We start from the raw sequence: 12,719 nt of genomic DNA, 5'->3' as shown, positions 1-12,719 counted from the left end.
GGCTGTCACGCACAGGGGCCGGTTTGGTGCGCTCCTCTGCATACTGGACGTAGTTCAGCTCTTTTTCTGCTACCACAGCCATAGCCGGCTCAATTTGTACTTCTGCCTGCTTGCTGACAGTAAATTGTACAGGATCCGACGCGGCACGTGTACGCAGGTAGTACATGCCCGTTTTTAACCCTTTTTTCCAGGCATAGAAGTGCATGGATGTCAGCTTGCCGAAGTTGGCTTCTTCCATGAAGATATTGAGCGACTGTGACTGGCAGATGTAGGCACCCCTGTCGGCAGACATATCCAGCAGACTCCTTTGCTTAATTTCCCAGGCAGTCTTATAAAGATCTTTGATATTCTGAGGAATATTCGGGATCGCCTGTACCGACCCGCTGGCCCGCACAAGGTTGTTTTTCATCTCCTCATTCCAGAGTCCCAGCTTAACTAGGTCTTTCAGCAGGAATTTATTTACAACCACAAATTCTCCCGACAATACCCTTCTCACATATATATTGGATGTAAATGGCTCGAAACATTCGTTGTTCCCCAAAATCTGGCTGGTGGACGCGGTAGGCATCGGTGCCAGCAGCAAAGAGTTGCGAACCCCGTACTGAACCACATCTTTTCTCAACCTTTCCCAATCCCAGTTTTTACTTTCCGGCGTAACATTCCACATGTCAAACTGGAAGATACCCTGTGAGATCGGACTGCCTGCCCATGTTTCGTACGGACCATGTTTGACGGCCAGCTCCATAGATGCTTCCATTGAAGCGAAATAGATCGTCTCGAAAATATCCTTGTTTAGCTGACGGGCTTCATCAGAATCAAAAGGCATGCGCAATACACAGAATGCATCCGCCAGGCCCTGTACTCCGATACCGATCGGACGGTGTCTCTTATTGCTTTTTTCAGCTTCCGGAACAGGATAGTAGTTCAGGTCGATGATCTTATTCAGGTTGCGTGTGACAACCTTGGTTATTTCGTACAATTTACGGTGATCAAAACGCATGATACCATCGGCACCCTGCTCTACAAACTTGGGCAATGCAATGGAAGCAAGGTTACAAACCGCCACTTCGTCCGGTGCAGTGTATTCGATAATTTCGGTACAGAGGTTTGAAGACTTGATTGTACCCAGGTTTTTCTGGTTAGACTTGCTGTTTGCATGGTCCTTGTACAACATATAAGGTGTACCCGTCTCTATCTGCGACTCCATGATCGCAAACCAGAGATCCTGTGCCTTGATCGTTTTTCTGGCTTTTCCTTCCAGCTCATACCTTTCATACAGACGCTCAAACTCCTCACTATGCGTGTCGGCCAGGCCGGGGCATTCGTGCGGGCAGAAAAGCGACCAGGTATCATTGGCCTCCACGCGTTTCATAAACAAGTCCGGAATCCAGAGTGCATAAAACAAATCGCGCGCACGCTGCTCCTCCTTGCCATGGTTCTTTTTCAGGTCAAGAAAATCGAAGATATCAGAATGCCACGGCTCCATATAAATTGCAAAAGAACCCTTACGCTTGCCTCCTCCCTGATCCACATACCGGGCAGTATCATTAAACACGCGCAACATGGGGACAATACCATTCGACTGCCCGTTGGTTCCTTTGATATAAGTACCTGTTGCCCGCACATCGTGAATGCTCAGACCGATACCTCCTGCCGATTGCGAAATGAGCGCACAGTTTTTCAGGGTGTCATAAATTCCGTTGATGCTGTCTTCCTTCATCGTGAGCAGGAAGCAAGACGACATCTGCGGCTTTGGAGTACCTGCATTGAACAAGGTAGGCGTAGCATGCGTAAACCATTTTTCAGACAATAAATGGTAGGTTTCAATAGCTGCCTGCACGTCGTCCTGGTGAATACCCACAGCTACACGCATCAGCATATGCTGTGGTCTTTCAACAATTTTTCCCTCAATTTTCAGGAGATATGATTTTTCCAGCGTCTTATAACCAAAGTAATCGTAGGCATAGTCGCGGTCATATATAATAGTGGAGTCAAAAAGTGATGCGTTCTGGCGGATCACTTCATAAACCTCACGGGAAATCAGAGAGGCATTCTCGCCTGTTTTGGAGTCTGTGTATGTGTAAAGCCGCTTCATGGTAGCGGAGAAAGACTTTAATGTATTCTTATGCAGGTTGGAAATAGCTACACGTGCAGCAAGAATCGCATAGTCGGGATGCTTTGTAGTCATCGAGGCAGCGGTTTCAGCAGCCAGGTTGTCCAGCTCGGCAGTGGTGACACCGTCGTAAATACCTGAGACCACCTTTTTGGCAACCTCTACCGGCTGAATGTAGTTGGTGTCCAGACCGTAGCTCAGTTTCTCGATCCGGGCGGTCACCTTGTCGAATTTCACAGATTCGCGGCGGCCGTCCCGCTTGATGACATACATAGACATAATAGTTGTTGGTTTATAGGAAGTTAGCGTTGTTTTCTCTTGAAAAATGAAGTAGATAAATCAACTTGGGAGGCTTGAAATAACATCAAAAAAGGATCAAACACAACCTGCAAAATGGTCACCAAAATGGGCGTATGGGTATAGTACAAATTACCAAATTGTTAAGCTTCTTATTGTAAAGCGGTTAAGTATAAAGGTTACCAGATTTGAACCTGAAAAAATTTTCAAATTATTTTCCTTTAAAAATTTGTAAACATTTTTTCAGAATATGTCTTTTTATTCTTAAACTTTTACTATATCAATACCTAATTATCAGCTCTTTACAATCTTTTTCTTAATTAAATACATTCTAAATAGGTGAACTTCTCTAAAAGGGGATCATTAAGAAGATAAGAAAAACTTGAACAAACACTATTACTTACTACTAAATGATGATATGATTGACAAAACGACCAGTTCCTCTTCCAGAAGAGACTTTATCAGAAGTACTGCCGGCGCAGCTGCGGGGCTCATAGCAGCACCCGCCCTGTCATCGGCCTCCATTTTACCTTCCAACCGTGCATACAATCTGGCACTGGGTGTGTATGCTGCTTATGACAAAGCCAACTTCCTGAAAGAGGCGGGCTGTACCTACATTGAAGAGTCTGTTTCAGGTTTTCTGCTGCCAGCTACGGACGCACAATATTCCAAAAACCTGGAACAGCTGCATCAGCAACATTTTCCCATTAAATCATATGTTATACTGCTCCCCGGCACATTAAAAACGCTGGGTCCCGATGCCAACCATGAGGCAATTCTGGAAAGGACTGAACTGGTGCTGAAACGTGCCAAAGAATGCAATTCCCAGTACGTTGTTTTTGGGAGCGGTGCTTCAAGAATCATACCCGAAGGCTTTGACCGGAACAAAGCCAAGGCACAGCACATTGAACTCACCAGAAGAATGGCGCCCCTGGCCGAAAAATATGGGGTAACGATTGCCGTAGAGCCACTTAATCGGGGCGAAACCAACTTTATCAACAGCCTGGCCGAGGGCGTGGAGATCGTGGAAGCTGTCAAAAGTCCCGGCATAAAACTGCTGTGCGACATTTACCACATGCTGAAAGAAGATGAACCTGCTACTGAGATCGTCAAATACGGCAAGCATATTGTACACTGCCACATTGCTGAAAAAGAAAACCGCACGCCGCCGGGTGTAAAAGGCGACGATTTCCGTGCATACCTGAGCGCCTTGAAGCAGATCCGCTACAAAGGGGGATTGTCTATTGAATGCTTTGTGTACAACGATTTTGAAAAAGAAGCTAAAAAAGGGATCGAGGTACTGAAACAACAGCTTGCAGATGTGTAGGAAGCTACCTGTTAGAGTATTACCTGTAAAAAGATCAGATGCTACTATTGGTTGAACAAAAAGAATGCTTACTTTTGCAATCCTTTTCAGGGAAGCATAGAAACAAATAATACTATATACCAATGAAAAAAGATATTCATCCCAATTACAGAGACGTGGTTTTCTGGGATTTGTCTAGCGATTTCAAATTCATTACCCGCTCGACAATTGATACCAGCGAAACAATTACTTGGGAAGACGGCAAAACTTATCCTGTATACAAAGTAGAGGTTTCTTCACAATCACACCCTTTTTATACTGGTAAAAACGTACTGGTTGACACTGCGGGCCGTGTTGACAAATTCAGAAAGCGTTACGGACAAAAATAATTCCGGCTTTTTAAGGTTAGCTGTAAAACAGTCTTCCGGTTCTGTCCGGGAGGCTGTTTTCTTTTTTGCCATATGTGAAAAATGGCCGAACTTTGGCAGCACATACGATTAACCTGATGCCCAATATCATTCTTTTTGACGATCCGGCGCTCCGCACACAGCTTTTACCGCTTACCTACACCCGGCCCGTCGCGCTGATTCGTTGTGGCATCCACACGATTGCTGAAAAGTGGGAAGGCTATCTGCAAACCTCCGTGTCGTTTCTGACCGAGGACTATCTTTCTGAAAAATTCCCGGTCAGGCATACCTCCGGAAATCTGTACATCAATGGCGCCTTGTGCCCGGATCAGGATCTGGTAAAATCCATTCAGGAACTTGCGCCTGACACGAAGCTCGTCAATGCGTCCGGTGAAACCCTCGCAGTGCGTGCTGAAAAATGGCATCCCGGAGCAGATGCTCTTTCAGAATCAGTCCGCTATAATCAACCCTGCACACTGATCCGGCAGGTCTGGGATATATTTCTTCAGAATGGGAACCAGATCAGGGCCGACTTTGAACGCATTACGAAAAACCGCAAATCAGCAGCACTCACCGATCCATTTACACACTGCTACCATCCCGGACAGATTTTCATTGAAGAAGGTGCAGTCATCAAGGCTGCCATCCTGAATGCCGAAAACGGTCCGGTTTACATCGGCCGGAATGCCGTGGTTCAGGAAGGCTCCATGATACAGGGTCCCTTTTCACTGGGTGAATACTCCATACTGGCTCAGGGAGCCAAAATCCGCCCCAATACCACCGTAGGGCCGCATTGCAAGGTAGGCGGTGAGGTAAGCAACTGCGTAATTTCAGGCAACAGCAACAAGGGCCACGATGGCTACCTGGGCAATGCTGTGCTGGGCGAGTGGTGCAACCTGGGCGCCAATACCAACAATTCCAATCTCAAAAACGACCATACTGTTGTAAAGCTGTATAGCTATGCATCCGGTAGCTTTTCCGAAACCGGGTTGATTTTCTGCGGACTGATCATGGGTGATTATTCCAAAGCGGGTATCTCCACCATGTTTAATACAGGTACTGTGGTAGGGGTAGGTGTAAATGTTTTTGGAGCAGGATTCCAGGCCAAGCATGTACCTTCGTTTACCTGGGGCGGCAAGGCCGAAGGCTATGAGGAGTACCGGCTCGAAAAAGCATTGGGTGTTGCCCGGGATACGGTAGAAAGAAAACAAGTCGCTTTCACAGCATCGGATGAAAACATCATGCGTTACATTTTTGAAAATACAAAAGAACAACGCAAGGCCTGACAAGGCTTTTCCAAAATCATACTGCCGTGCTCTTTCAGAACATTCCGGGACTTGAACATATCAAAGCGACGCTCCGCCGCTCCGTGCACAACAGCCACCTGGCACATGCACAGCTTTTTGACTCCCCGGCCGGAGGCGGCGGCCTTGCCATGGCACTCGCATTTGCGACTTACATCAATTGCGAAAACCGGAGTGAGAACGATTCCTGCGGGGTTTGTGCTTCCTGCGTGAAAATGCAGAAACTCGTGCATCCCGACATGCATTTCATTTTTCCCATTGCTACCTCCAAAAAAGCAGACGGAAAAACAAGCGAGGCTTTCCTGCCGCTGTGGCGGACATTTTTACTGGAAAGCCCGTATCGCGTCCTGCCCGACTGGCTCGACTTTATTCAGGCCGAGAACAAGCAGGGAAACATTTCCGTGGAGGAGGCCCGGGGTATCCTCAGGAAACTTTCGGTGAAAGCCTATGAGGGTGAATATAAAATTCTCCTGATCTGGAAACCTGATATCATGAATGCGTCCTCTTCCAATGCAATCTTGAAAATACTGGAAGAGCCGCCTCAGAAAACCCTTTTTCTGCTTGTTAGTGATCAGTCCGACAAGCTGCTGACCACCGTGATTTCGCGCACCCAGCGCATTACCGTTCCCGCTTTTACCGATAAGGATGTACGAAGTGTGTTGAAAGACCTCTCGGTAACTGACAGCGTCGCCAGCCAGGTCGCATTCCTTTGCGACGGAAATCTGTCCGAGGCCATGAAGCTTGTGCAGGAAGCTGACGACGACCGGTCGGGCTGGTTTGCCGGATGGATGCGCTCCTGCTATAAATATGACGTGTCCCACCTCGTACGGCTAGCCGACAGCTTTGATGTTATGTCCAAGGAAAAGCAAAAAGGAGTGATGGAATATGCATTGCGGCTTTTCAGGGACATGCTCCTTTGGAGTCACGGCGCAGGCGAATTGTTGCGCGTTCCCGAGGAAGAACTTACTTTCGTCCAGAACTTTTCCAAAGCCGTCAGCATGACAGCGCTGAGTAAAATGATTGAAGAGGTAAACATTGCCTACTACCATATCGAACGTAATGTTCGTGCCAAAATGGTCTTTCTCGACCTGTCGCTTACCATGGCCCACTTCTTTCAGCGCAAATGAAACCTGCATTGACGGTGATCGGTGCCACCGATGTGGCAGACCTGCCTGAGCTCGGCTGGCACCAGGTGCCTGTCCGGGTCGATTCGGGGGCTGCTACTTCGGCTATACATTGTTCCAAGGTACGTTTGGTAAAAAGTGAAGATGATGAGGTAATCCTTGAATTTTTCCTGGATTATAAAAACGGCGCACCTCCGCAGTCATTTTATGCGAGAAACTTCAAGGAAACGATCGTACGCAATTCATTTGGCAAAGAAGAAAAGCGTTATGTGATTAAAACCAGGATTGAGATTTTTGGTAAAAAAATAAGAACAGAATTTTCCCTGGCCAACCGCCGCAAAATGAGGTATCCGATCCTGCTGGGAAGAAAGCTCCTGAAAAACCGTTTTGTCGTAGACGTCGCCCAGAAAGACCTTTCATTTTCCCGTAAACAGTCAAAAGCCGGGAAGCCTCATTGAACCCCCACCACATCTTCATTTACTTAAAGCCATTTTATGAAAATCGCCGTATTATCTACCAACCCCGACCTTTATTCAACGAGGCGTCTGGTAGAGGCAATCAAACAACGCGGTCACGAGGCATTGGTTATCGACCATGTCAAATGCTTTGTCATGATCGAAGGCGGCAGACCTACCCTGCTCTATAAAGGCAAGCCGCTCGACGAAATAGACGCCGTGATTCCAAGAATCGGAACTTCGGTGACGGGATTTGGCTGTGCAGTGGTGCGTCAGTTTGAGTTGATGAAGGTATTTACGACCGTAAAGTCGCAGGCCATACTCCGCTCCCGCGATAAACTCAGGAGCATGCAGGTACTCGCCAAATCGGGTGTTGATATTCCTAAAACCGTCATTGCCAAAAACCCGTCCCAGGTGAATGAGCTGATCCATCTTGTGGGAGGTCCGCCGGTCATTATCAAGCTGCTGGAAGGAACTCAGGGCGTGGGTGTGGTACTGGCCGAGACCATCAAAGCTGCCAAGTCGACCATTGAAGCTTTTTACGGACTGCGTGCCAACTTCCTGATCCAGGAATACATTGCTGAATCCCGCGGGGCTGATATCCGTGCATTTGTGATCGGCAACAAGGTAATTGCAGCCATGAAGCGGCAGGGAGCCGAGGGCGATTTCCGCTCCAACCTGCACCGGGGTGGCGAAGGCTGTGTGATCGAACTCACACCCGAAGAAGAACATACGGCGGTGTCTGCTGCAAAAGCATTGGGTGTGAAGATCGCCGGCGTGGATATGCTGCAATCAGCGCGTGGCCCGCTGGTGATGGAGGTCAATTCATCCCCCGGCCTCCGCGGCATTGAAGAGATCAGCGGGATTGATATTGCCTCATTAATTGTTGCTTACATTGAAGACAGGATTGTGACCGATGAAGGAGATACTGTTGGGGTGTAGCAGTTAATTAGACAACAATGTTACCACTTTGGTAACACACACTATCTTCGATATGCGTATTATCGCGGTAAAAACGCTTAAATATTATTTAGACAAACATCCGCACGCGGAACAGGCACTATTGTCATGGTACGAGGAAGCTTCCTCTGCTATTTGGGAGTCGCCAAACCAGTTAAAGGCACAATACCAGAGTGCCTCTGTGCTGACCGGTAAAAGGGTAGTTTTCAATATTCACGGTAATAAATTCCGTTTGATAGTGGATATTGAATTCAGATTGAAGATTGTCTTTATCGTATGGTTTGGCACACACAAGGAATATGATCAGATCGATGCAAAACAGATTAGTTATGATAACTCCGGTAAAAAATGACAGACAGTACGAGGAGGCGCTAGGCCGAATTTATTTGTTGATGCAGGAAGAGGTTCTTCCCGGGTCGCCGGAATCTGATGAACTTGAAGTACTCTCTATTCTTGTAAAGGATTATGAGAATGAACATTATCCGCTGCCTGCACCCAATCCACTGGAAGCAATCAGGTTCAGGCTGGACCAGATGGGCATGACTGAGAAGGAGCTGTCAGAGATCCTGGGCTATCGCTCCCGGAAGTCCGAGATACTATCCGGTAAAAGAAAATTGAGCCTTTCCATGATCCGAAAGTTGAACGAGAAGCTCCACATTCCGGCACAGGTGCTGATTCAACCTTATTAACGAACATTTATAATGCTAATAAAAATAGGAACCCGCGGCAGCAAACTCGCACTATGGCAAGCATACTACGTTGAGAAAATGCTGCAGAAAGACGGGATTGATACCCAAATCATTATTATCGAAACCAAAGGAGACAAGATTCTTGACAGGTCACTTGCTAAAATCGGGAGCAAGGGGGTATTTACCCAGGAACTTGAAGATCAGCTTCTTACTGGCGCCATTGACATTGCAGTACACAGTGCCAAAGACCTCCAATCGTCTCTGGACCTGGCATTTGAACTCATCGCATTTACCGAAAGAGAAAAAGCAAATGATGTGCTGGTGAGCCGGAACACAAGCCTTTCCTTAAAGAGCGGCGAAACATTCGTGGTAGGCACTTCCTCTACGCGGCGCATTGCAGTCCTGAAACATTTTTACCCGCATATCAAAACCGTAGACATGCGCGGTAACCTTCAGACCCGCCTCAGAAAGCTCGACGAAGGCCAGTGTGATGCATTGCTTTTAGCCTATGCCGGCGTTCACCGCATGGAGTACGACGACCTGATTGCCGAACACCTGCTGCTGGACGAGTTTACACCTGCTGTGGGCCAGGGTAGCGTAGCCATTGAATGCGCCTCGGCGCTTTCCGGTGAGAAGAAAGCGTTGCTCAAAGCGCTGCTCAATGATGAAGATACTGAAAAGTGCCTGCTGGCCGAACGTGCATTCCTGCACAAACTGCAGGGCGGATGCAGTGTTCCTGTATTTGGGATGGCAACGCTGCATGCAAAGCAGCTGAGCATGACGGGCGGCATCATCAGCCTGGACGGCAGTAAAGTGATCCGTAAAACACTCGCCGGCTCCGAAACTTACCCCGAGCAATTGGGAACAGCCATTGCCGATGAATTGCTGGATGCCGGCGCGGGTCAGATTTTAGAAGAGATCAAAGGACATCAATAGCTTTACCAATCAACAAAAAACCCGGCTCAATGCATTGAGCCGGGTTTTTTGTTGCTATATACCGTATTATTCTTTTTTCGGGATTGAATCCGCAGGAACTACCGGTCTTGCGGTAGAATCCTGCTTCATTGGTTGTACTGGTAATGCAGGACGTGCTGTGCTGTCAGGCCGCATGGTCGAATCGGGCAGGGTAGTTGCTGGCTTGATGGTAGAATCAGGCGTAGTTACCGGAGCTTTCAGTGAATCAGGCGCAACCATGGGTTTTGCAGCAGAGTCCGGGCGTGCTGCATTGGGGTTCACGATGGTTTCACGGGGTGAACGCAGCGTGCTGTCTGTCGCCGAGCGCAATCCCCCCTGCGTCCTGGTACCAGCCGGGCTGCCTGCCGGACGGTTTGTAGGAACAGTAATGGCAGGTGCTGCTGATTGTCCGCCGCCTGCATCCATACCGCCGCCTTCGCTTTTCTGGTCATCATTATTGATAGACTTTCTTCTGCGCGTTTTTTGTTCGGTAAATGTCATTTTACCCAATCGGTACGAGAAGTTCACCCTGAAACCGCGGTTAAACAGATAATTGGTATTGTTCTGGGTAAATGTTCTTGATTCAAGGCTGGTTTTCATTTTAAATGAAGGTGCCAGGAAATTCTCCATACCAAAACCTATGCTGCCGCGCTTGTTTTTGAAATCCTTTTTGATCCCCAGGTCATACATCCTGAAACCTGCCTGGGTACCCTGCAGCTGCACTTCCCGGCCACGCATGAAACCGCCGCCCTGCAATCCCCAGCCATTTTTGATCGTAAGGCTGGTACGGAAGCGACCACTAAGTACAAAGCCACTGTTAGACGACTGCAATGAAATATCCGGACTGTTGTTAGACAGGTTTGCATAGTAGGCATCAAAACCTCCTCCAACCTGCCATTTTTTAAAGAAGGTAATGTTACCAAAGATGTTTACCCCCACATTTTTCTTCTCCCCAATGTTCCCGTAAGTTGTTGTAATCACCCCTTCCGGGCTGGTCGTACGGATGCTTTCAATGGAGTTATTGGTAAATCTGGCAAACGTAGATACATTGACATACACTGAATTTTTAAAGAAGCTGGTCCCCAATTCCACCTGGTCGGTAAGCTCGGGACTCAGGTTGGGGTTACCAACTGTAACATTTAGCGGGTTAGCCGCATTTACATTGGGATTCAGAAACTGGATACCCGGGCGCTGCAGCCTGCGGTTGTAGGCCAGCTTCACCGTCTGTCCTTTTCCGAAAGTCTGCGACAGGTTGATGCTGGGTACCAGATTACCGTAGGCGGGCAGGTTAAGACTCCCCTGCTCGCCCTGGGTTGCATTGATGCTGGTGTACTCATAACGCGTTCCCGCCTTAATCGTAAACCTGCTTTTGGTTGACAAAGTGTAAGAAAAATATCCTGCGGCTACATTCTGGTCGTAATCGAGGTTGCTGGCTGCCTGAGGCGTACCCATGGTATTGTAGTAATCATAATTACTTACTACCTGCCGGAATATACCTTTACCACCAATTTCGAGGAGCTGATTTTCCTTGATTGGCGTTTGGTAGTCGAGCTGTACCGTACTTTCCTGGTTATGGCTGCTGTTATTGTTTCCCTGCGAGCCGAGCATTTCGCGGATCTGGTTGGTACTTAATGCAAATACATTGGCGTCGTAATCATTAGTGCGGTTGTTGCGGCTGAACTGGGTCGAAATACTCAGCTCCTGCTGCGGCTTGCCGAGTGTTTTCAGGTAATCTACATTCACGTCCCAGGTACCCGACAGATCTTTTACATCCACATCCCGGTAAGAAGTTGTGGTGCTTGTTCCCTGCGTGTTGAAGGTGGTGAGCTCCTGCGTGTTTTTCATGTTCCGCAAGCCATAACGCACCCCTGCCGACAGGGATGTTTTGGAATCGATCTCGTAATCCCAGCCCAGATTATAGGACCCAAATGCAGTACGGTTATCCGACTTGGTTGTTTGTCTGATCGAGAAGTTCTCAATTTTACCTACCTGCAGGTTTTCTGATTTACCCGGCATATTGTAGTTGAACCGGCCGAACCCGCCCAGGCTGAAACCCATTTTGCCAACCCGGTAATTGCCCCTGAGCCCCAGGTTGGAACCCCGGTTTCCAATGCCGGTATCCACATTGAGGGTACCGCCCTGTATCGTACTTTTTTTGGTAACAATGTTGATGATCCCCGCCGAACCTTCCGCATCGTACCGGGCCGAAGGCGATGTAATCACCTCCACCGACTTGATCATATCCGCGGGAATCTGCTTCAATGCATCGGCTACGCTGGTAGCAATGATCGTGGAAGGCTTGTTGTTGATCAGCACGCGCACATTGGAACTGCCGCGGAGGGAAACGTTCCCGTCCAGATCCACGGTCAGCATCGGCACTTTTTTCATAACGTCCGACGCGTCCCCACCTTTGCTGGTAATGTCTTTTTCAGCATTGTAAACAAGGCGGTCTACCTTCTCCTCGATCATTTGCGCCATACCGACCACTTCCACTTCTTTGAGCTGCACTACATCAGGTGCAAGCGCAATTGAGCCCAGATCCAGGTCTGTTTTGCGATCAATTTTGATGTCCTTAACGGTTTTTGTTTTATACCCGATAAAAGAAATCAGGATATTGAAGTTTCCCGATGCTACCTTGCTAAGACTGAACTGTCCCTTCTCGTCGGTGGTGGTACCATCAATTGGGTTGTTGGTTTTGGTATCGACCAGTGCAAGCGTTGCAAATTCTACGGGCTTTTTACTGATGGAATCTACAAGTATCCCCTTGATCTTGCCGCTGCCTTTGGGTGCGTCATCCAGGGTACCGGGGATGGCTGTTTGGCGCTGACGGTCACCGCCACGCTGGAAATCTCCGCCTCCACCTGAGGGACGTCCACCGCCACCTCCGGGAAACTGGGCAAATGCTGTTGATGTAAACCCTGTCAGCAGGGTGAGAAGTGTAATTCGTAAAACAAGTTTCATGGTTTGAGGTATTGAAAATGTATCCTGCGGAATATCAAAATAAGCTGCTCTTTTCCAGTCTTGAAAAGGGGATAGACGGAAAACGGGTATGTACCGATCAACAGCTGTTTTTGAACGATAACGGCATGTTTACCTCTTTATAAAAGCAC

General features: G+C 48.1%; 11 protein-coding genes (1 of these 11 only partly in view). 9 read left to right on the top strand and 2 right to left on the bottom strand.

Going from position 1 to position 12,719, the window contains the following annotated elements; all coding sequences use genetic code 11:
• A protein-coding gene (locus HWI92_RS21725) for a ribonucleoside-diphosphate reductase subunit alpha (RefSeq protein WP_204664758.1) crosses the window boundary here: on the bottom strand, positions 1-2,386 show its 5' portion. Its footprint begins 59 nt before the window's first position; only the first 2,386 of its 2,445 coding nucleotides appear in the window; its start codon is at positions 2,384-2,386; the stop codon falls past the left edge of the window.
• A 442-nt stretch (positions 2,387-2,828) separates the two neighbouring features.
• On the opposite strand from HWI92_RS21725, the gene HWI92_RS21720 reads away from it, so the two are divergent.
• From HWI92_RS21720 to hemC, 9 genes are all read left to right on the top strand, one after another.
• Positions 2,829-3,737 (top strand): sugar phosphate isomerase/epimerase family protein, encoded by a 909-nt coding sequence (locus HWI92_RS21720; protein ID WP_204659205.1) that lies wholly within the window; start codon positions 2,829-2,831, stop codon positions 3,735-3,737.
• Between the two features lie 122 nt (positions 3,738-3,859).
• Positions 3,860-4,105 (top strand): type B 50S ribosomal protein L31, encoded by a 246-nt coding sequence (locus tag HWI92_RS21715; RefSeq protein ID WP_204659203.1) that lies wholly within the window; start codon positions 3,860-3,862, stop codon positions 4,103-4,105.
• 116 nt (positions 4,106-4,221) lie between these two features.
• Positions 4,222-5,409: a putative sugar nucleotidyl transferase gene (locus HWI92_RS21710; protein WP_204664757.1), complete on the top strand. Its 1,188-nt coding sequence runs from the start codon at positions 4,222-4,224 to the stop codon at positions 5,407-5,409.
• A 26-nt stretch (positions 5,410-5,435) separates the two neighbouring features.
• Positions 5,436-6,554, top strand: a complete 1,119-nt coding sequence (locus HWI92_RS21705) for a DNA polymerase III subunit (RefSeq protein WP_204659201.1) — start codon at positions 5,436-5,438, stop codon at positions 6,552-6,554.
• A complete protein-coding gene (locus tag HWI92_RS21700; RefSeq protein ID WP_204659199.1) occupies positions 6,551-7,009 on the top strand; it encodes an ATP-dependent zinc protease family protein in 459 nt (152 codons plus the stop codon). Before HWI92_RS21705 ends, HWI92_RS21700 begins: the two co-directional genes overlap by 4 nt.
• Before the next feature lie 36 nt (positions 7,010-7,045).
• Positions 7,046-7,948, top strand: a complete 903-nt coding sequence (gene rimK / locus HWI92_RS21695; protein WP_204659197.1) for a 30S ribosomal protein S6--L-glutamate ligase — start codon at positions 7,046-7,048, stop codon at positions 7,946-7,948.
• A 52-nt stretch (positions 7,949-8,000) separates the two neighbouring features.
• Positions 8,001-8,318: a type II toxin-antitoxin system HigB family toxin gene (locus HWI92_RS21690; protein WP_204659195.1), complete on the top strand. Its 318-nt coding sequence runs from the start codon at positions 8,001-8,003 to the stop codon at positions 8,316-8,318.
• Positions 8,296-8,655, top strand: coding sequence for a helix-turn-helix domain-containing protein (locus HWI92_RS21685; protein WP_204659193.1), 360 nt, complete (start codon positions 8,296-8,298; stop codon positions 8,653-8,655). The genes HWI92_RS21690 and HWI92_RS21685 overlap by 23 nt, the downstream gene beginning before the upstream one ends.
• Before the next feature lie 12 nt (positions 8,656-8,667).
• Positions 8,668-9,591: a hydroxymethylbilane synthase gene (hemC, locus tag HWI92_RS21680; protein WP_204659191.1), complete on the top strand. Its 924-nt coding sequence runs from the start codon at positions 8,668-8,670 to the stop codon at positions 9,589-9,591.
• A gap of 66 nt (positions 9,592-9,657) precedes the next feature.
• Here the strand turns inward: hemC and HWI92_RS21675 are convergent, their stop codons facing one another.
• Entirely contained in the window at positions 9,658-12,570 is a 2,913-nt protein-coding gene (locus HWI92_RS21675) for a TonB-dependent receptor domain-containing protein (protein WP_204659189.1), read from the bottom strand.
• Positions 12,571-12,719: the final 149 nt, after the last annotated feature.

Source organism: Dyadobacter sandarakinus, assembly GCF_016894445.1.
Lineage (GTDB): Bacteria > Bacteroidota > Bacteroidia > Cytophagales > Spirosomataceae > Dyadobacter > Dyadobacter sandarakinus.
This window is presented reverse-complemented; position numbering and strand designations above follow the sequence as displayed.